This is a genomic window from Sphingomonas sp. NBWT7 (genome assembly GCF_014217605.1).
Classification (GTDB): Bacteria; Pseudomonadota; Alphaproteobacteria; order Sphingomonadales; family Sphingomonadaceae; genus Sphingomonas.
On the sequence record NZ_CP043639.1, the window covers coordinates 2148955 to 2167699 of the forward strand.

Below are 18745 nucleotides of genomic sequence, written 5' to 3' on the forward strand. Positions count from 1 at the left end.
TGTCCACCCGCCGCCATTCAGCGCCGTACCGGCCTGTCAGACGCCCGCGGGCATCCAGCGCGGACCCGTGCGTTCGGGATCGTCGAGCGCGATCGGGGCGGGCAGATGAACGAATTCGACGTGCAGCCCCCACGGCGTGTTGCCGAACCAGCATTGATTGCCAGGTCCCTTCTCCTTGCCGCCGAGATCGATCGGCCCGTCGAGCATCGTGCCGCCCGCCTGGCGAAAACGGTCTGCCGCCGCGTCGAGATCGTCGACGTAGAGGGCGAAATGGTGCAGCCCCATGCGCGTCGGCCCGTCAGGGGTGGAACCGTGGACACCGTCGACCTCGAACAGCTCGACGTTCGCGCCGTCGGCGATGCGCATCATTCGCATCGCGATGATCCGCGCGCCGGGCTCGAGCCCGTTCTTTCCGTGCATCTCCTCGCCGACCTGCGGCTTGCCGCCCTTCTCGATCAGCGCGTACAGCGTCTCGGCGCCGAACGCCGCCTTGAAGAATTCCTCCGCCTGTTCGATCTGCGGCACGGTGATGCCGATATGTTCGATGCCCTTGATGTTGCCCACGTGCGTCTCCCGATACGCAGGCGAGAACAGCGGGGGGCGGCGGACGGTTGCATGACCACGCCACCTTCTCTCGTTGCGGCGCGCGCCTAGGCGATGCGCAGCAAGCTGAGCACGTGCCGGCGCAAGGCGCGCTACCCGAGTGTTGACGCCGCGCTGGCGGCGGCGACGTGGGACGGCAGCTTGCGAACCTATCGCTGCGATCGGTGTGGACACTTTCACCTCACCAGCCGGCGCAAGGGCAAGTTCGTCGCTGCGGGCTGATCAGCGTCCTGATCGTCAGCCGCCACGCTCGCCCATCACGTAGCCGACCAGCCACCACAGCGCGAACAGCAAGACCCACGCGTAATAACCGATCGGGACGGGATCGCGGCCGCGGCTCATGCCGCAGTCTCGACCAGCGGCGCGATCTCGAACGCGTAGCGCGTCCAGCCGCGCTGGCGGGCGGCGTCGCGTGTCGCCGCGTCCTTCGCCTGCGCGTCCTTCAGCGATTTCTCATGCCCCCAGAACACCTCCGTCCGCCCGTTCGCCAACTCGGCGACGATCCGCCAGTAATGCGTCAGCGGCGCCGCGGTCGGCCCGATCGTCTTGGTATAGCCGTCGGGCATCGTCGCCGTCAGATACCGCTTCTTTCTGGCCATGGGTGGCGTCCCGCGCTCGTCTCTGCCACGGCGCCCCCACGATGAAGCTCCGCGATTTCCTGCTCTTGGTGCTGGTGTGCCTCGTATGGGGCTATAGCAACGTGCTGAGCAAGATCGTCGTCGGCCAGTGGGCCGTGCCGCCGCTGTTCTTCGCCGCGATCCGCTTCGCGATCGTCATCGCGGCGACGCTGCCGTGGCTGCTGCCGATGCCGCGCCCGCGCTGGCGCATCGTCGCAATCGGCATCCTGATGGGCGCGGGAAACTTCGCACTGCTGTTCATCGGATTGCAGAGCGCCAGCCCGTCGGCGGCGGCGGTGGTGATTCAGATCGGCGTGCCGTTTACGACCCTGCTGTCGATCGTGGTGCTGGGCGAGCGAATCCACTGGCGCCGCGCGCTTGGCATCGCGCTGACGCTGGCGGGCGTGCTGCTGGTGGTGTGGAACCCCGACGGCATCGCGCTGTCGACCGGGCTGTGGTTCGTCGTCGGTGCGGCGTTCACCGGATCGCTCGGCGCCGTGCTGATGAAGCAGGTGGAGGACGTGAAGCCGCTGCGTTTCCAGGCGTGGGTCGGGCTGGTCTCGTTCGTGCCGCTCGCGCTGGCTTCCGCCGCGTTCGAACATAACCAGTGGGGAAGCGCGGCGGCGGTCGGCTGGCCATTCGTCGGCGCGGTGCTGTTCGCCGCGCTCGTCGTCTCGGTGCTGGGGCACACGAGCTACTACGGGCTGATCCAGCGCTACGAGGCCAATCTGCTCGCGCCGCTGACGCTGATGACGCCGATCTTCACCATCGCGTTCGGCGTGATGCTGACGGGCGATCGGCTCGACGCGCGGATGGTGGCGGGCGCGGTACTCGCGCTCGCCGGCGTTCTGGTAGTGGCGCTGCGCCAGCGCCCGGCGAGCGCACTGCTGGCGGAGCGCGAACAGGCCTAGCCCCCCTCCGCCGCAGCCCCCCGCCGCCTCATGCAAAGGCCATTTGCAAGCGCGGCACACGTTTCTACGGTCGCCCGCACTTCTTGGGGGAACGACGCCATGATGATCCGATCGACGCTGCTGCTCGGGGTGGCGCTGGCCATCGCGCCGGTCGCGACCGCGCAAGCGACGAAGGATCCGCTCGCGGGAACTGAGCGGCTCGACGGGCTGGTGCCGGTACACGTCGATCGCGCCGACGGGCGCATCCTCCTGTCGCTGCCGCCAGCGGGCAAGGACGGCGTGGTGACGCGGATGCTCTACACCACCGCGCTGCGCACCGGGCTCGGCTCGGCACCGATCGGGCTCGATCGCGCGCAGCCAGGGCCGGCGCAGATGCTGCTGGTCCGCCGACTGGGCAAGAAGGTCGCGTTCGAGCTGGAGAACCCGCGCTTCCGCGCGACGGGCGCGTCGGCCGCCGAGGCCGCGGCGGCGAGCGACGCCTTCGCCACCTCGACGCTGTGGCTGGGCGATGCGATTCCCGCCGCGGACGGCCGCCTGCTGGTCGACATCGCACCCTTCCTCGCGCGCGATACCAAAGGCATCGCCGATCAGCTCAAGGCCGGCGGCGAGAAGGGATGGAAACTCGTCGGCGAGCTGAGCGCGGCGGACGTCAACGCGGTGAAGGCGTTTCCGCTCAACCTCGAGTTCGAGGCGCGGCAGACCTTTGCCAGCGACACGCCCGGCGCGGAGGTGCGCAACATCGCGCCCGATCCGCGTCAGTTCACGCTGGTGGTGCGGCACAGCTTCGTCGCCCTTCCCGCCGCCGGCTACGTGCCGCGCACGTTCGATCCGCGCGGGGGCAGCTTCTCGACGCAGATCCTCGATTTCGGCGCGCCGCTCGGGCGGCAGATCGTCCGCAACCTCGCCAACCGCTTCCGGCTGGAGAAAACCGATCCCGCGGCCGAGCGATCGCGCGTAAAGAACCCGATCGTCTTCTATATCGACAATGCCGCGCCCGAGCCGATCCGTACCGCGCTGCGCGAAGGCGCGTCATGGTGGAAGCAGGCGTTCGACGCCGCAGGCTATATCGATGCCTATCGCGTCGAGATCCTGCCCGACGGCGCCGACCCGCTCGACCTGCGCTACAACGTCGTCAACTGGGTCAATCGCGCGACGCGCGGCTGGTCGTACGGTTATGCCGTCACCGATCCGCGCACCGGCGAGACCCTGAAGGGCGCGGTGCTGCTCGGCTCGCTGCGCGTGCGGCAGGACATGCTGATCTACGAGGGACTGGTCGGCGCGGCGAAGACCGGTAGCGGCGGGCCGAACGATCCCGCGCAGGTCGCGCTGGCGCGCATCCGCCAGCTCGCCGCGCATGAAGTGGGCCACGCGCTCGGCCTCCTCCACAATTTTGCAGGCAGCACGCAGGATCGCGCGTCGGTGATGGATTATCCCGCCCCGCGCATCGGGCTGGTCGACGGCGCGCCCGACCTGTCGGACGCGTACGGCGCAGGGCTCGGCGCGTGGGACGATTATGCGATCGACTGGCTGTACGGCGATCCGGCGGGCGCTGATTCCGACGCTGCGGCGCGCACCAAGGCCGCCGCCGCGCAGGCTCGCGGGCTGCGTTTCGTCGCGGACGAGAACGCGCGCGCCGCATCGAGCGCACAGCCATGGGGCAGCCTGTGGGACGACGGCGCCGACCCGGTCGCCGAACTCACGCGGATGATGGAGGTGCGCCGCGCCGCGGTCGCGCGGTTCGGGCCGGGTGCGCTCGCCGCGGACGAGCCGGCGGCGAACCTCCGGCGCAAGTTCGTGCCGATATGGCTGCTGCATCGCTATCAGGTGGAGGCGGCGGCGAAGCTCGTCGGCGGGGTGCAGTCCGAATATGCGATGGCCGGCGACGGGCACGGAGTGGCGGCGGCGGTGCCTGGACTGGCGCAGGCCGCGGCGCTCGACGCGCTGCTCGCGACGCTCGATCCTGCCACGCTTGACGTGCCCGAGGTGCTGATCCCCGCATTGTCAGCGGGCTGGTCGGGCGACAGCGATCGCCAGTTCGATATCGAGGTGATGCGCACCGCGGGGGGCACGGTGTTCGCCCCACTCGTCGCCGCCGATGTCGCCGCGCAGGTGACGCTGGAGGCGCTCCTCGCTCCCGCGCGGCTCGCCCGCATCGCCGATCAGCACCGGCGCGATTCGCGCGTGCCCGGCCCCGCCGAGCTTGCCGCACGACTGATCGCCATCGCGTCGAATCGCGCCGCGACACCGCGCACCGATGCGGTACGGCAGGTGGTCGGCAGACGTATCCTGATAAGCCTCGCAAGGAGCGCGCGCGATGCGGCGACGGGGCCGCTCGCCGCAGGAATGATCGACGCAGCGGTCACCGATTGGGCGCAGGCGCAGGTGCGGCGCAGCAAGGACGATGCGTGGGCCGCCGCGACGGCGCGGCTGCTGCTCGATCAGGACGCCCTGCGCGCCGAACTCGCGCGTGACGATGCCACGCCCGATATCCCGCCCGGCATGCCGATCGGCAGCGACGATCGGTAAAAAGCCGTCGTGCGCGCGGGACGATCCGACAGCCACGATGCTTTACTTGGCCAGAACGCGCGCGAGCCGGGCTCGATACGGCTCGGATCGACGCGCTCGTGGGTCAACGTTGCTGTCGTAACAATCTTTGATGGGTGATCACGCTTGAGGGGGAATGTTCGCTCACATATTCACTTATTTTCAATTGCCAATTTAATTTCATTTCTACCGCAGCGCACAAGACCATGCCGATCAACTATCGTTTGGGAAACGCGTCGTTTTCCAGTTGAAACATCGTTGCGTGGACAACTTGACGCACGAAATTTTCAGGCGCAGCTTTAATTGGCATAACGAACCGTAGACCGGCTCAAGCCGGCGCGGGCCTTGAGGGAGGATGTCGATGCGTAAGATCGAATTGTTCGGCGCGACCGCCATGGCGTTGGTCGCGCTGCTGCCGGGGGCGGCGCTGGCACAGAACGCGCCGGCCGACGCAGCGGTGACACAGGGTGCGGCGCCCGCGCAGGGCACGGGTGCGAAGGGAGGGACGGGCAGCGACGCGTCGAGCACCGGCTACGGCGCAGACATCGTCGTCACCGCGCAGCGCCAGGCGCAGACGCTGCAGGAAGTGCCCATCGCGGTCAGCGCCTTCTCCGCCGCCGCACTCGAGGCGCAGCAGATCGACAACGCGTCCGACCTGCAGCTGACGCTGCCCAACGTCACCTTCTCCAAAGGCAATTTCTCGGGCGCGAGCTTCACCATCCGCGGCATCGGCGACCTGTGCGTCGGTATCTCGTGCGACGCCGCGACCGCGATCCACCTCAACGGCTCGCCGCTGCTCGCCACCCGCATCTTCGAGACCGAATATTTCGATCTCGAGCGCGTCGAGGTGCTGCGCGGCCCGCAGGGCACGCTGTTCGGCCGATCGGCATCGTCGGGCGTCGTCAACTTCATCAGCGCGAAGCCGCGCACCGACAAGTTCGCGGCGTCCGGCGAGGCGGAGTACGGCAACTTCGATTCGATCCGTGCCAAGGCGATGATCAACGTGCCGCTGGGCGAAACGCTCGCGGTGCGCGTCGCGGGCTTCTACCTCAATCGCAACGGCTACACGCTCAACACCTTCAACGACACGCGCATCGACGGCCGCGACATGTATTCGGTGCGCGGATCGATCCGCTGGGAACCGTCGGTCGACACGACGGTCGACGTGCTCGTGTCGTACTTCAAGGAAGACGACGACCGCCTGCGTATCCAGAAGCAGCTGTGCCAGACCGATCCGACCGGCGTCCTCGGCTGCCTCAACAATCGCCGCGACGGCGGGCGTACCAATACCAACTCGACCTTCACCGGCACGCTGGGCAGCCGCGAGTTCCTGTCGATCGCCTTCGGCAGCCCCGCGCTGGGCAATGCGCTCGGGCTGGGCAGCCTGTACGGCCAGGACGGCTACGCCGGGAACCCGATCCTCAACGATCCGCGCGAGGTGTTCACCGCATTCAACCCGACATACGAGACCGACGAGCTCACCGTTCAGGGCCGGCTCGAGCATAATTTCGGGCCGATCAAGGCGCAGCTAACCGGCTTCTACCACGAAACCACGGTCGACTCGTCGCAGGACTACAACCTCGGCGTCAGCAACCGGTCGCTGATCCAGCCGACGCTCAACACGCTGGCGGCAGCCGCGGCGGGCGCAGTGCCCGGACTGCCGGCGGCGTATTTCCAGCCGATCGCACGCGCGCTGATCCCCAACGGGCCGCAGGGCGATCTGTGCACGTCGCTGCCGGAGAAGTCGGGCCTTGGCGTCTACGGCGGGTTCAGCCGCTGCGGCCCGATCCCCAACGCCTATGACCGGTCTGTGCAACGGACGCGTGACTGGTCGGCCGAAGCGATCGTCTCGTCGGATTTCGACGGCCTGTTCAACTTCCTGCTCGGCGGCATCTACGTCGATGCCAAGGTTCGCGACGGCGACTATTACGTCAACGCCTTCGCGATCGACTATGTCGCCGGCATCCTCGGCTCGGTCGGGGCGCTGGGTGCCGGCCGCGCGCCGGAATTCTCCGCAACACCGTTCTTCCGCAGCAACACCGATCTGTTCCGCCTAAAATCCTACGGCATCTTCGGCGAGGCCTATTTCGACTTCACCGACACGCTCAAGCTGACGCTCGGCGCGCGTTACAACAACGACAAGAAGTTCGTCCGCTCGCGCTCGACGCTGGCGAGCTTCGCCGTGCCGTACACGCAGACGGGCAGCGCGTTCGACGCGCCGCGCGCCGCGCTGTACGATGCCGACCCCGTCATTGCCGGTATCCAGCCCTACGCCGTGCGCAACAAGACGTTCGACGAGATCACTGGCCGCGCGGTGCTCGACTTCAAGATCACCGACGACAATCTGCTCTACGCGTCCTACTCGCGCGGCTACAAGTCGGGCGGCTTCAACCCGCCGGTGCAAGTGCCCGGATTGACGGTGCCCGACGCGTTCCAGCCGGAAATCATCAACGCCTTCGAAATCGGATCGAAAAATACCTTCGCCGACGGCAAGCTGACGCTCAATCTCACCGGCTTCTACTACAAGTACAAGGGGCTGCAGCTCAGCCGCATCGTCGCACGCACATCGATCAACGACAACATCGATGCCAACATCTGGGGCGTCGAGCTCGAATCGGTCGTGCGGCCGGGTCCGGGCTGGGTCGTCAACTTCGGCGCGAGCTACCTCAACACCGAAGTCAGCTCCGACGCCCCGTTCATCAACCAGCGTGACGTGTCGGGTGGCAACCCCAACACCGTCATCATCAAGGATATCGGCAACGGTTCGAACTGCGTCGTTCGCGCCAACACCGGCGGCGCGGCGACGGCGCAGGCGTTCGTCGCCGGCGTCAACGCGGCGCTCGGGCTGCGCGGGCCGGCAGCCTTCCCGGTGGACTCGAACACCGGCGCCGCGACGGGCGCGTTCGGCCTCTGCTCGGTGCTGACCGGCGCGTCGGCCGGCACCGCGGGCGCGATCAGCGTGCTCGAGGGCATCGGTGTCAGCCTGAAGGGCAACGAACTGCCGCAAGCACCGGTGGTGAAATTCTCCGCCGGCGTGCAGAAGACGTTCGACTTCGCCAACGGGATGAGCCTCGTCCCCCGTGCCGACCTGACCTACACCGGCGAGAGCTTCGGCAACATCTTCAACGGCCGGATCAACCGCATCCAGGGCTACGAGCAGGTCAACGCGCAGATCCAGCTCAATGGCATGGACGAGCGCTGGTTCGTCCGCGGCTTCATCCAGAACGTGTTCGACAACAACGCCACGACCGGCCTGTACCTCACCGACCAGTCGTCCGGCCTGTTCACCAACATCTTCACGCTGGAGCCGCGCCGCTACGGCATCGCCGCCGGCTTCAAGTTCTGATCGCTTGCCGGCCGGCCCGTTTCGACGGACCGGCCGGCAGCCTTCAGCAGGAGGACTGTTCGGGCCTCCGACAGGTACGTGGCACCCTGTGTCCGATCGCGGCGCGGGGATCGCCCGAACCATGCCGGCGACCTGGCGCCGCACCATCGATCCGCCCGCGACGCGCATCCCGACGCCCTTCTGGCATGTCAACGACAGCTATCCTTCTCCAGCGTGAGCGGGGCCGACATGACCAAGACCGAACACAAAGCCTTGCCGCACGATCCCAAGGCGAAGCATCACACCGCGACGATGGACCGCATCCTCGATGCGGCGGAGGAGCTCTTCTCGCAGCGCGGGATCGAGCACGTCATGCTTAAGGACGTCGCCGAGCACGTCGGCGTGCACAATTCGCTGATGCGCTATTACTTCCGCGACAAGCAGGACCTGTTCGACGCCGTCATCGCGCAGCGCACGCCGATGACCAGCGAACGGCGGATGGACGCGCTTCTCGCCTATGAACGTGACCATGCGGGCGACGTCACGCTCGAGGGCATTCTCCACGCCTATCTCGATACCGACGCCGACCGCTCGCCGTGCAGTGACCGCGGCTGGCGCCACTTCGGGGCGCTGGGCGCGCGGATGAGCGAGCCGCGGTCGCCCGGCGAGGCGCTGATCGACACGCACTTCGATCCCGTCATGCTGCGCCTGATGCGGTTGCTGAAGAAGGCGCTGCCCGGCTGTCACAATGAGGACATTCTGTGGGGCTGCCACTTCCTGTCGGGCGCGCTGATGATCACGCTGTGCGGCACCCGGCGGGCGGTGCCGGTGGCGGGCGGGGATTGCGCCGCCTACGACATGGCGGACGCGAAGGAGCGGCTGATCGCGTTCGTCGCGGGCGGCCTGCGTGAGACGTGCGACGCGCGCGGTGCGACGCGACGCCGCACGCGGCCGCGCCGCCCCGCCGCCAACGCCGAACCTGCCGCGCTGCCGTCGCGCTGATGCCGTGCGCCGCATGTCCACGGGTTGGATAACGGCGACAGCAGATATATATACCGTTCGTTATGGAAACTGCCGTCCTGTCCGCGCCCAAGGGCCGTCCGCGTGAATTCTGCACGCAGATGGCGCTCGCCGCTGCGCTGCGCGTCTTCTGGAGCAAGGGATATGAGGGGACGTCGCTCGCCGATCTGACGGAAGCGATGGGCATTACCAAGCCGAGCCTGTACGCCGCATTCGGCAACAAAGAAGCGTTGTTTCACAAGGCGTTGGACCTCTACGAGGCGGAGAAGCTCGATTATACGCGCGAGGCACTGCTGCAGCCGACGGCGCGCGCGGTGGCGGAATATTACATGCGCGGCGCGCTCGAGGCGCAGACCAGCACGTGCGATCCGAAGGGCTGCATGGGGATCATTAATTCGGTGGCGTGCGGCGCCGAGGCCGAGTCGATTCGCGCTGACGTGATCGCGCGGCGCGCCTCGTCGCAGGCGCTGTTGGTCGAGCGCTTCGAACAGGCGCGCCGCGACGGCGATCTGCCCGCGCACGTCGATCCGGCGGGGCTGACGAGCTATCTCTATGCGCTGCTGCAGGGCATGGCGATCCAGGCGGGATCGGGCGCCTCGCGCGCGGATCTTGAGCGGCTGATCGACACCAGCATGGCAGTCTGGCCGAGCCGCTGAGGTGATGGGCCAGCCGCAGTGAAATAAATACCGCTTGGTACAAATAGCGATTGACCGTCTCGGCAGCCGCTTCTATACCGCTTGGTATAGAAGATGGCCGGACAGGAAGTCGGCATCTTCGTTTCGTCACCTGTCGCCCGGTAACGCGCGGCAAGCTCAACGCAGCGTCGCGCGAGACGCCGCGCCGACCGCTGCTTTGGCGGGCGATGCGGGCGTGGTCGCGTACGCCGCCACCCCGGTCGAATGCCGCTGCGCGGCGCGATGGCCGCCGAATGAAAGGGTATCCGCATGGCCTATCTCGCCTTTGCCGAAGGGGACGCCGTCGGCGGCCAAGTCGCTCTTACGATCGCGCCGGCCGTGCCAACCGTCCCGGCCACGCTGACTTCGCTCGAATGGCTGGTGGTGGCGCTGGCGAAGCACGACCGGCTGTCCTCGCTGCGTACGCCCGGCCGACTCTCGACCGCGCTCGGCACCGTCTTTGGCATGCGCCCCAACCCGTGGCTCGCGGACGAGCGGCTCGAGGCGCTACGTCGGATCGCGGTGCTGAGCTGGCATCACGGCTATGTCGTCGAGGGCCGCGAAGTGGAGCGCTTCCGCGCCGCCGGCTTCACCGACGCGCAGTACGAGCAGGTCGTCGACAGCATCGGTGCGGACCAGATGGCGCAGCGCAAGGAGCGCTTCCGCCACTGATCGCCCGCCGCCTTACGCCGAGCCGACCTACGTCGACCGGACCTACGCCGAGCGCCCCCGCGCCGTCACCGACCAGATCGCGACAAGCGTGTCTCTGCTGACCACGTGATAGGCGTCGTAGAGGTTGACGGTGGGATCGCAGTGCGGCGTCGCCAACGTCACGCGGCCACCCAGCTCTGGCAATTCAGTGCCGATCAGCGCGCCCTGCTCGTCGCCCATGAAGCGGTAGCGCGCCTCCGCCCCGGCGATCACCGGCGGGGCGCCCGCCTCGGTTGCGAACGCTTTCAGTCCGGCATCGATCGTCACCATTCCGGCCGCGTTGGCGCTGATGACGCGCGCGTCGACCATCAGCGCGGTCTCGAACGGCGGCGTGCCGCTGCCGTCGAGGTCGCAGTCGGCATATTCGCGATCCATGAAGATGTACGAGCCGACCTGGAGTTCGGTGAGCACGCCGAGTTCGGCGTCGATCGCATGGCTCCCCGTGCCCCCGCCCGTCACTACCGGCGGCGACAGGCCGGCCGCCGCCAGCGCGTCAAGGCAGGTGGTGAGATAGGCGGTACGCTCGGCGATTGCGGCGCGTCGGTCGGCGAAGCCCACTACATGCTGTTGCGCGCCGCAGTAGAATTGCACGCCGCCGTAGCGCAGCGACGGCCGGTCGACGATCCGCTGCGCCAGCGCGACCGCCGCCTCGGGCGAGGCGACGCCGGTGCGGTGGATGCCCGGATCGATATCGACAAGCACGGTGACCGGCGCTCCGCCCGCCGCGGCGACCGCCAGCGCGTCGACCGGATCGGGATGATCCGCCACGACGCTGAGCGACGCAGTGCGCCGGGCCAGTGCCGCGAGCCGTGCGATCGCCGGCGCGGTGACGACGGGCGAGGTCAGATGGAGGCCGTCGATCCTCTCGTCGGCGAGTGCCTCTGCCTCGCCCAGCTTGGCGCAGCACAGCCCCACCGCCCCCGCCGCGAGCTGCGCGCGCGCGATGTCGGCGCTCTTGTGCGACTTGGCGTGCGGCCGCAGCGCTAGTCCGTGCGTCCGCGCGAACCGCGCCATGCGATCGACGTTGCGGTCGAACGCGTCGCGATCGAGGATCAGCGCCGGCGTGTTGAGCCGGTCGCGCGATCCCGGCTGGCCGATCAGCGCGCCGTGCAGACCCTCGCTGTACGTCATCGTCACAGCGAGAAATCGAACAGCTGACGCAGGTGATCGTTCATGAACTTCGCCTCCGGATCGGCCTGTTTGCGCACCGCCCCGAAGGCCTCTGCCTTGGGATACAGCCGGCGCACGTCGGCGCTCGTCAGCGTGTGGCGTTTCGCCCAGTGCGGCCGCCCGCCGTGCGCGCGGAACACCGCCTCGAGCTCGGCGAAATGCGGCCGCCATTCCATCGGCGCATATTGGTGGACCGAGATTGATGCGCACGGGCCGGCGTGGAACGGCGACAGCCAGATGTCGTCGCCCGCGACCATGCGGAATTCGAAGGGGAAGATCAGCGGCATCCGGCGGCGGCGAAGCAGCGCCAGCGCCTCGCGCAGCGCAGCGACCGCGTTGGCGACGGGCAGCTCATATTCCATCTCCTCGAACCGCACGTTGCGATCCGAGGGAAAGATGCACCACGCCGGGCCGACGCGCTGCGTCGGGCCGCCGATGCGCGATATCACGCGCTGGATCATCGGCACGGTGCGCGGCGCGGCGGCGGCGAGATCGCAGCACGCCTGGAACACGCGATCGCTGCCCTCCTCCTGCGACAGATCGGCGGGGGTGGTGGGATGCAGCGTCTTGAAGGTGACGCTGTCGGCATAGGGAAAGAGGAAGAATTCCATGTGCCGCGTCGCCAGCGCGAGATCGGCGATCCGATCGAGCACCTCGGCGAGCGGGCGACGCTCGATCCGCTCCTCGAGGTGCAGCGCGGGCAGCACCGCCATCCGCACACGCGTCGCGATGCCGAGCAGCCCTAGCGACAGGCGCTGCGCCTGGAACAGATCGGGCGCGCTCGCCGCGTCGCAATCGACGATGCTGCCGTCCGCCAGCACGAGGCGAAACGCCTGCGCCAGCGTCGCGAGCGAACCGAGATCGCGCCCCGTGCCGTGCGTGCCGGTGGCCAGTGCGCCGCCGAGCGACTGCGGATTGACGTCCCCCTGATTAGGCAACGACAGGCCTTGCTCCCACAGCGCCTCGGTCAGCCGCTTGAGGCTCCAGCCCGCCGGCGCGTCGACCGTCCGGCGATCGGGCGCGACGATCAGCTCGCCGTCCATGTCGTCGAGCGACACCAACGTGCCGCTCGTCTCGCACAGCGGCATGAACGAATGCCCCGCCCCTGTCACGCGCACCTGGCGCGCGTCACGCACGATCGCCGACAGCTCGGCCTCGTCGCGCGGGCGAACGATCGCAGCGGGATGCGCGACGACGCTGCCCGACCAGTTGCGCCATTCGCTCATGCCCACACCTTGGGCCGGCGCTGCGCCCAGGGCATTTCCTTCTCGAGCTGCCCGGCGAGGCGGTACAGCGTTCCCTCGTCGGCGTAGCGCGCAGTGAACATCATGCCGATCGGCAACCCGCCCGCACTCATCCCCAACGGCAGCGAGAGCGACGGCTGACCGGTGAAATTGAACAGGGCGGCGAAGGGATAGAGCGCGATCTGCCGCTTGCCGATCTCGCGCGGGCTAACCGTCGCGGGATCGCTGAAGCCGATCGGCGGCGGCGGCATGCTCATCACCGGCGTCAGATACACGTCATAGGGCGCGAAGCGCTGCAGCACCCCGCGCGTCAGCTTGCGCAGTTCCTGATAGCCCCAGAACGCCTGCTCGCCCGTCACCTGGCGTGCGCCCTGCAGCGCGGCCCAGGTCATCGGCTCGAGTTCGTCCTCGCGCGGCTCGCGGCCGACGCGATCGATCACGCGCCGCATGCCGGCGGCGAAGTTCGCGGCGGAAACGGGCGCCCGCGCCCGCGCGATCGCGCGGTGATCGACGCCCAGGCTCTCCTCGCGCACGTCGTGGCCAAGCGCAGCGAGTGTCTCGGCGGTATGCGCGAGCACCGCGGCGACCTCCGGGTCGATCGGATTGCCGGTGGGCGTTTCGGGCGACCAGCCGATCCGCAGCCGCCCCGGGCTGCGTGCGACGTCGTCGAGATAGCTGCCGTCCTTCGCCGGGAGGGCATAGGGCGATCCGGGCTCGGGGATGCCGGTCGCGTCGAGCATCGCCGCGCTGTCGCGCACGCTGCGCGTCACCACGTGGTCGACGCAGAAGCCCATCGCATAATCGAACCCGTCGGGCAGGTTGGGCACGCGGTCGCGCGTTGGCTTCATGCCGACGAGGCCGCAGCATGCGGCGGGGATGCGGATCGAGCCGAGCCCGTCCGAGGCGTGCGCCATCGGCACGATCCCCGCCGCGACCGCCGCCGCCGACCCGCCCGACGAGCCGCCCGCGATATGCCCTGGATCCCACGGATTGCGCGTCGGCCCGAACAGCGACGTCTCGACGTTGCCGATGATGCCATATTCAGACGACGCGCCGCGGCCAAGCAGGACGACGCCCGTGTCGCGGTAGCGCCGCGTGAGGCCGCTATCCTCGGCATCGATCATGTCGGCGCAGAAGCGGCTACCGCTGGTGTTGCGCCAGCCTGCAACGCCGATGCCGAAGTCCTTGACCAGGAACGGTACGCCCGCGAACGGCCCGTCGGGCAGCGGCCCCGCAGCAGCCGCTCGCGCGCCGTCGAAATCGCGATGAACGACCGCGTTGATCGTACCGTCGACCGCCTCGATCCGTGCGATCGCCGCCTCGACCAATTCGGCGGGTGAGACGGCGCGAGTCCGCACCAGCTGCGCGAGCCCGAGCGCGTCGTGCGACGAATAATCCTGCATTGCCGCTCCTACCGTCTCTTTTCGCGCCATGCTGGGCGCAAATGCCGAACGGGGCAACCATCGCCTGCAGCGTTGACCGCCCCGGCTTCCCGGCGCACGAGGACGCGCGATGAGCAAGAGCAAGGGCCGCACCGGCGCACATGCGCGCGCCAACATCCAGCCGCCACCGACCCCGGCCGAACTCGACGCCGCGCGGCGCGAGATCGCCCAGATCGAGAGCAAGCTGGCCGACATCGCGGCGGGCCACCCCTCCGTGAAGACGTGGAAGGCGCGGCTGCGCACCGCGCAGGCAGTGGTTGCCCGCGCGCCCAAGGCATGAGGCCCGGCGGCATGGCCAGGGAATAGCGCGGTATGGCCCACTTCCTGCTCCACTACGATCTAGCGCCCGACTATCTCGCGCGGCGCGGCGCCTTTCGCGACGCGCATCTCGCGCTCGCATGGGAGGCGGCCGTGGCGGGGCGGCTGATCCTGGGCGGCGCGGTCGGCGATCCGGTGTCGCACGCGCTGCTATTGTTCGACGATGCGGCGAGCGCCGCAGCGTTCGCGGCGGCCGATCCCTATGTCACCAGCGGCATCGTCACCGGTTGGCGCGTCATGCCCTGGGCGACGGTGGTCGGCGACGGGGCGGCGACGCCGCTGCGGCCGGCGGGATAACGGCAGGCCACGCGCGACGCTTGTCGCTGCGCGCGCGCAGGCCTAACCCCTGCGACCGTACGATCACGGAGCTTCCATGCGCGCCTTCCTGCTTGCGACCGCCCTTTCCTTCGTCGGCACCGCCGCCGGCGCGCAGAATGCCCCCGCCCCGCGCAAGATCGCCGTCGTCGCTGACCCCGCTGCGCCCAAGGGCCGGCTGTCAGACGCCGCGATGCCCGAGGCGTATCGGCTCGACTTCACGATCCAACCGGCGAAGACCGGCTTTTCCGGCCATGGCGAGATCGACGTCGCGCTGAAGGCCGCGACGCGCCGGCTGTACCTCCACGGCCGCGATCTGGCGGTGAAGGCGTCGGCGCGCGTCGGCGGCCGGACGATCCCGGCCACCTTCACGCAGGTCGACAAGACGGGCACCGCGCGGCTCGATTTCGCGCAGGAGCTGCCCGCCGGTGCGGTGACGCTGGTATTCGACTGGACCGGCAGCTTCGGCGACAGCGCGTCGGGGCTCTACCGCGTCAAAGTGGGCGAGCAATGGTATAGCTGGACGCAGTTCGAATCGATCGACGCGCGTGCCGCCTTCCCGAGCTTCGACGAGCCTGGCTTCAAGACGCCGTTCACCGTCTCGATCACCACCGATCGCGGTAGCAAGGCGGTGAGCAATGCGCCCGAAACCGGCGTGACGCGCGCCGGCGCGCTCGAGAAGCACCAGTTCGCCGCCACCCGCCCGCTGCCGACGTATCTCGTCGCGCTGGTGACGGGACCGTTCGTCCACGCGACCGGCACCGTCCCGCCGACGCCCGAGCGCGCCCAGCCGCTGCCGCTTGGCGCGGTGCTGACACAGGCGCAGAAGGACAAGACCGGTTATGTGATGGCGGAGACGCCGCACATCGTCAGCCTGCTGGAAAAGTATTTCGGCGCGCCCTTCCCCTTCCCGAAGCTTGATCAGATCGGCTCGCCGATCATGCCCGGCGCGATGGAGAATGCCGGCGCCGACATCTACGGCGACGGGATCATCGCGCTCGCGCCCGATGCGCCGGTGTCGCAGAAGAAGCTGTTCGGCATGGTCGTCGCGCATGAGCTCGCGCACCAGTGGTTCGGCGATCTCGTCTCGCCCGTGTGGTGGGACGATCTGTGGCTGAACGAGAGTTTCGCCAACTGGATGGGCTTTCGCATCGGCGGCGAGTGGCGGCCCGAGCTCAACATCGGCGTCGGCGGGCTCGAAGAGGGCTTCTCGGCGATGAACACCGATTCGCTCACCGTCGGGCGGCCGATCCACGAGCCGATCCGCGAGAATGCGAAGATCGATTCGGCGTTCGACGGTATCACCTACGGCAAGGGCGGGCATGTCATTGCGATGATCGCGGCGTATCTTGGCGACGAGAAGTTCCGCGACGGCGTGCGCCTGCACCTCAAGCGCCACGCCTATGGCAGCGCGGCGACGGCGGACTTCTTCAAGAGCCTCGCCGATGCAGCGCAGGACCCGCGCGTGGTGACGGCGATGCAGAGCTTCGTCGACCAGCAGGGCGTGCCGCTGATCTCGCTCACCCGGCAGGGCGGCAGGATGGTCGCGACGCAATCACGCTACACCTTTATCGGCCAGGCGCCGCAGCCGACGCGCTGGACGGTGCCGTTCTGCTACCGCGTCGGCGAGGCGCGCAGCTGCCAGCTGATCGACGGCGCATCGGCGACGATCGACGTGCCGACAGGCAATGCCGCGCTGATGCCCAATGCGGGCGGCAACGGTTATTACCGGTTCGACATGCCGGCAGCGGACTGGGACCGGCTGATCGCCGGCTTCGCGCAGCTGCCGGGGGCAGAGGCAATCGCAGCGAGCGACAGCCTGTGGGCCTCGTTCCGCGCCGGTCGCACCGATGCCGCGCGCGTACTCGCGGGCACGGTGGCGATGGCGGGCAACGCCGATTCGAACGCCGCGCTCGACGGCGGGCAGCGGCTCGCCGGGATGCACAGCCGCGGGCTGATCCCCGCTGCCGCGCTGCCGTCGTATCGCGCCTTCCTCGATCGCACCTACGCGCCGCGGCTCGCCGCGCTCGGCTTCGATCCGGCGGCGGGCGCCCATGCCGGCGACGATCCTGACCGGCAGAAGCTGCGCGCCGACACCGTCGCGCTGCTGGCGAGCGAGGCGGAGGACAAGGCGCTGCTGGCGAAGCTCGCCGCGGCGGCGGAACGCTACCTCGGCGGCGACAAGGCCGCACTGGATGCAACCTATCTCGGCGACGGCTTCGGCGCGGTGGTGCAACAGGGCGGCCTGCCCGCGGCGAAGCGGATCATGGAGGCTGGGCTCGCCAGCGAGGAGCCGGTGGTGCGCGACGCCGCCTTCGCCGCGGTGGCGGACAGCGGCCAGCCGGCGATCGCAACCTGGGCGCTCGCGCTCAACGATGCGCGACTGCGTACGCTCGATCGCGCGAACCTCATCCAGCGGCTCGCGGTGACGCCGGGCACGGCAACGATGACGGGCGATTGGTTCATCGCCAATATCGACAAGGTGCTGGGCAGCGCGAACGGGATCTTCGCCGGGCGCGTCGCCCGCACCTTCGCGACGCAGTGCGGCGTCGACCGCGCGGCGCAGATCGACGCGGCGATCGGCGCGCGCATCCGCGCCGACGGCAACGGCGTGCTCGATTACGAGCGGACGCTGGAGAATATCCGGCTGTGCGGCGCGCTGCGCGACGCCAAATCGGCCGAACTCGGCACGGCGCTGCGGCAGGCGAAGTAACCGCCGCAGCGCTGCCTTTCTTCAACGACGATCCGGAGACACTCATGCCCGTCGACACGCTGTTCCAGCCGCTCGCGCTGAAGCGCGGCCCCGCGATGAAGAACCGCTTCATGCTGGCGCCGCTGACCAACCAGCAGAGCCACCCCGACGGGCGGCTGTCGGACGAGGAGCATCGCTGGCTGACGATGCGCGCGACCGGCGGCTTCGCGGTGACGATGACCGCCGCGGCGCACGTGCAGGCGGTGGGACAGGGCTTCGCCGGGCAGATCGGCGCGTTCGGCGACGAGCATCTCGCCGGGCTGACGCGGCTCGCCGACACGATCCGCGCCGAAGGATCGATCTCGTCGTTGCAACTGCACCACGCCGGCAATCGCTCGCCCGCCGAGCTGGTCGGCACGCCGGTCTGCCCGTCGGACGATCCCGAAACGGGTGCGCGCGGGCTGACGCTCGCCGAAGTCGAGCAGGTGCGCGACGATTTCGTCGCCGCGGCGCAGCGCGCGGACCGGGCCGGGTTCGACGGCGTCGAGGTGCACGGCGCGCACGGCTATATCCTCGCGCAATTCCTCTCGCCCGAGATTAATCGGCGCGACGATCGCTATGGCGGCAGCCTGGAGAACCGCGCGCGGATTGTGTTCGAGATCGTCGACGGCATCCGCGCGACGTGCCGCCCCGATTTCCAGATCGGCGTGCGCCTGTCGCCCGAGCGCTTCGGGTTGAAGCTGCTCGAGATCCGCGACGTCGCCGGGCGGCTGCTGTCGGATGGCAAGATCGACTTCCTAGACATGTCGCTGTGGGACGCGGCGAAGGAACCGCACGAGGACGAGCACAAGGGCCGGTCGCTGATGAGCTTCTTCACCGATCTGCCGCGCGGCGACGTGCGGCTCGGCGCGGCCGGCAAGATCATGAGCGCGGCGGACGCGGCGGCGGCGATCGACGCCGGCTGCGACTTCGTCGTCATCGGCCGTGCCGCGATCCTGCGCCACGATTTTCCCAAGCGTGTCGCCGCCGATCCGGCCTACACCTCGCCACCGACGCCCGTCAGCGCGCAGCATCTGCTCGACGAGGGGCTGAGCCCGCTGTTCGTCGATTACATGCGCAACTGGGCGGGCTTCGTCGAACCGAAGGCGGCCTGATCGCG

17 protein-coding genes are annotated in these 18745 nt (G+C 68.8%); 11 read left to right on the forward strand and 6 right to left on the reverse strand.

All coding sequences use genetic code 11. From position 1 onward, the window contains the following. Window positions 1-36 precede the first annotated feature (36 nt). The gene (locus F1C10_RS10560; protein ID WP_185206030.1) at window positions 37-564 is read right to left on the reverse strand and encodes a VOC family protein; all 528 of its coding nucleotides are present in this window, start codon (window positions 562-564) and stop codon (window positions 37-39) included. Between the two features lie 93 nt (window positions 565-657). On the opposite strand from F1C10_RS10560, the gene F1C10_RS16570 reads away from it, so the two are divergent. Further along, a complete protein-coding gene (locus tag F1C10_RS16570; RefSeq protein ID WP_219729734.1) occupies window positions 658-825 on the forward strand; it encodes a hypothetical protein in 168 nt (55 codons plus the stop codon). A gap of 116 nt (window positions 826-941) precedes the next feature. Here F1C10_RS16570 and F1C10_RS10565 read toward each other — a convergent pair whose 3' ends face one another. After that, window positions 942-1202 (reverse strand): hypothetical protein, encoded by a 261-nt coding sequence (locus F1C10_RS10565; protein WP_185206032.1) that lies wholly within the window; start codon window positions 1200-1202, stop codon window positions 942-944. 41 nt (window positions 1203-1243) lie between these two features. Between F1C10_RS10565 and F1C10_RS10570 the strand changes: the two genes are divergently transcribed. From F1C10_RS10570 to F1C10_RS10590, 5 genes are all read left to right on the forward strand, one after another. After that, window positions 1244-2131, forward strand: coding sequence for a DMT family transporter (locus F1C10_RS10570; protein WP_185206034.1), 888 nt, complete (start codon window positions 1244-1246; stop codon window positions 2129-2131). 102 nt (window positions 2132-2233) lie between these two features. Next, window positions 2234-4657, forward strand: a complete 2424-nt coding sequence (locus tag F1C10_RS10575; RefSeq protein WP_185210189.1) for a zinc-dependent metalloprotease — start codon at window positions 2234-2236, stop codon at window positions 4655-4657. Between the two features lie 379 nt (window positions 4658-5036). Then, window positions 5037-8021, forward strand: coding sequence for a TonB-dependent receptor (locus tag F1C10_RS10580; protein WP_185206036.1), 2985 nt, complete (start codon window positions 5037-5039; stop codon window positions 8019-8021). Between the two features lie 228 nt (window positions 8022-8249). Continuing rightward, on the forward strand, window positions 8250-9002 hold the full coding sequence (locus F1C10_RS10585) for a TetR/AcrR family transcriptional regulator (RefSeq protein ID WP_185206038.1): 753 nt from the start codon (window positions 8250-8252) through the stop codon (window positions 9000-9002). A gap of 62 nt (window positions 9003-9064) precedes the next feature. Then, window positions 9065-9676, forward strand: coding sequence for a TetR/AcrR family transcriptional regulator (locus tag F1C10_RS10590; RefSeq protein ID WP_185206040.1), 612 nt, complete (start codon window positions 9065-9067; stop codon window positions 9674-9676). Window positions 9677-9832: 156 nt separating this feature from the next. Here the strand turns inward: F1C10_RS10590 and F1C10_RS10595 are convergent, their stop codons facing one another. Further along, the gene (locus F1C10_RS10595; protein ID WP_185210302.1) at window positions 9833-10009 is read right to left on the reverse strand and encodes a hypothetical protein; all 177 of its coding nucleotides are present in this window, start codon (window positions 10007-10009) and stop codon (window positions 9833-9835) included. A gap of 24 nt (window positions 10010-10033) precedes the next feature. On the opposite strand from F1C10_RS10595, the gene F1C10_RS10600 reads away from it, so the two are divergent. Then, window positions 10034-10366, forward strand: coding sequence for a hypothetical protein (locus F1C10_RS10600; protein ID WP_258042851.1), 333 nt, complete (start codon window positions 10034-10036; stop codon window positions 10364-10366). Window positions 10367-10408: 42 nt separating this feature from the next. On the opposite strand, the gene F1C10_RS10605 is transcribed toward F1C10_RS10600, so the two are convergent. The 3 genes from F1C10_RS10605 to F1C10_RS10615 are packed head-to-tail and all read right to left on the reverse strand — an operon-like array spanning window position 10409 to window position 14222. Beyond that, on the reverse strand, window positions 10409-11536 hold the full coding sequence (locus F1C10_RS10605; protein ID WP_185206044.1) for a DSD1 family PLP-dependent enzyme: 1128 nt from the start codon (window positions 11534-11536) through the stop codon (window positions 10409-10411). Window positions 11537-11538: 2 nt separating this feature from the next. Further along, the gene (locus F1C10_RS10610; RefSeq protein ID WP_185206045.1) at window positions 11539-12801 is read right to left on the reverse strand and encodes a D-arabinono-1,4-lactone oxidase; all 1263 of its coding nucleotides are present in this window, start codon (window positions 12799-12801) and stop codon (window positions 11539-11541) included. Next, window positions 12798-14222: an amidase gene (locus F1C10_RS10615; protein WP_185206047.1), complete on the reverse strand. Its 1425-nt coding sequence runs from the start codon at window positions 14220-14222 to the stop codon at window positions 12798-12800. The genes F1C10_RS10610 and F1C10_RS10615 overlap by 4 nt, the downstream gene beginning before the upstream one ends. Window positions 14223-14331: 109 nt before the next feature. Between F1C10_RS10615 and F1C10_RS10620 the strand changes: the two genes are divergently transcribed. The 4 genes from F1C10_RS10620 (at window position 14332) to F1C10_RS10635 (ending at window position 18740) form a co-directional block, all read left to right on the forward strand. After that, entirely contained in the window at window positions 14332-14541 is a 210-nt protein-coding gene (locus F1C10_RS10620; RefSeq protein ID WP_185206049.1) for a hypothetical protein, read from the forward strand. Between the two features lie 32 nt (window positions 14542-14573). Then, window positions 14574-14876 carry a YciI-like protein gene (locus F1C10_RS10625; RefSeq protein ID WP_185206051.1) on the forward strand — a complete coding sequence of 101 codons (303 nt, stop codon included), beginning with the start codon at window positions 14574-14576 and terminating at the stop codon, window positions 14874-14876. A gap of 76 nt (window positions 14877-14952) precedes the next feature. Then, a complete protein-coding gene (locus F1C10_RS10630; RefSeq protein ID WP_185206053.1) occupies window positions 14953-17607 on the forward strand; it encodes a M1 family metallopeptidase in 2655 nt (884 codons plus the stop codon). Between the two features lie 44 nt (window positions 17608-17651). Beyond that, window positions 17652-18740, forward strand: a complete 1089-nt coding sequence (locus tag F1C10_RS10635; RefSeq protein WP_185206055.1) for an NADH:flavin oxidoreductase — start codon at window positions 17652-17654, stop codon at window positions 18738-18740. Window positions 18741-18745: the final 5 nt, after the last annotated feature.

Excerpts from the sequence above, each read along its gene's own strand:
- F1C10_RS10565 (WP_185206032.1), bottom strand. The coding sequence starts at position 1,202 with ATGGCCAGAAAGAAGCGGTATCTGACGGCGACGATGCCCGACGGCTAT.
- F1C10_RS10610 (WP_185206045.1), bottom strand. The coding sequence starts at position 12,801 with ATGAGCGAATGGCGCAACTGGTCGGGCAGCGTCGTCGCGCATCCCGCT.
- F1C10_RS10635 (WP_185206055.1), top strand. The coding sequence starts at position 17,652 with ATGCCCGTCGACACGCTGTTCCAGCCGCTCGCGCTGAAGCGCGGCCCC.
- F1C10_RS10580 (WP_185206036.1), top strand. The coding sequence starts at position 5,037 with ATGCGTAAGATCGAATTGTTCGGCGCGACCGCCATGGCGTTGGTCGCG.
- F1C10_RS10605 (WP_185206044.1), bottom strand. The coding sequence starts at position 11,536 with ATGACGTACAGCGAGGGTCTGCACGGCGCGCTGATCGGCCAGCCGGGA.
- F1C10_RS10585 (WP_185206038.1), top strand. The coding sequence starts at position 8,250 with ATGACCAAGACCGAACACAAAGCCTTGCCGCACGATCCCAAGGCGAAG.
- F1C10_RS10630 (WP_185206053.1), top strand. The coding sequence starts at position 14,953 with ATGCGCGCCTTCCTGCTTGCGACCGCCCTTTCCTTCGTCGGCACCGCC.
- F1C10_RS16570 (WP_219729734.1), top strand. The coding sequence starts at position 658 with ATGCGCAGCAAGCTGAGCACGTGCCGGCGCAAGGCGCGCTACCCGAGT.
- F1C10_RS10570 (WP_185206034.1), top strand. The coding sequence starts at position 1,244 with ATGAAGCTCCGCGATTTCCTGCTCTTGGTGCTGGTGTGCCTCGTATGG.
- F1C10_RS10590 (WP_185206040.1), top strand. The coding sequence starts at position 9,065 with ATGGAAACTGCCGTCCTGTCCGCGCCCAAGGGCCGTCCGCGTGAATTC.
- F1C10_RS10615 (WP_185206047.1), bottom strand. The coding sequence starts at position 14,222 with ATGCAGGATTATTCGTCGCACGACGCGCTCGGGCTCGCGCAGCTGGTG.
- F1C10_RS10620 (WP_185206049.1), top strand. The coding sequence starts at position 14,332 with ATGAGCAAGAGCAAGGGCCGCACCGGCGCACATGCGCGCGCCAACATC.
- F1C10_RS10575 (WP_185210189.1), top strand. The coding sequence starts at position 2,234 with ATGATCCGATCGACGCTGCTGCTCGGGGTGGCGCTGGCCATCGCGCCG.
- F1C10_RS10625 (WP_185206051.1), top strand. The coding sequence starts at position 14,574 with ATGGCCCACTTCCTGCTCCACTACGATCTAGCGCCCGACTATCTCGCG.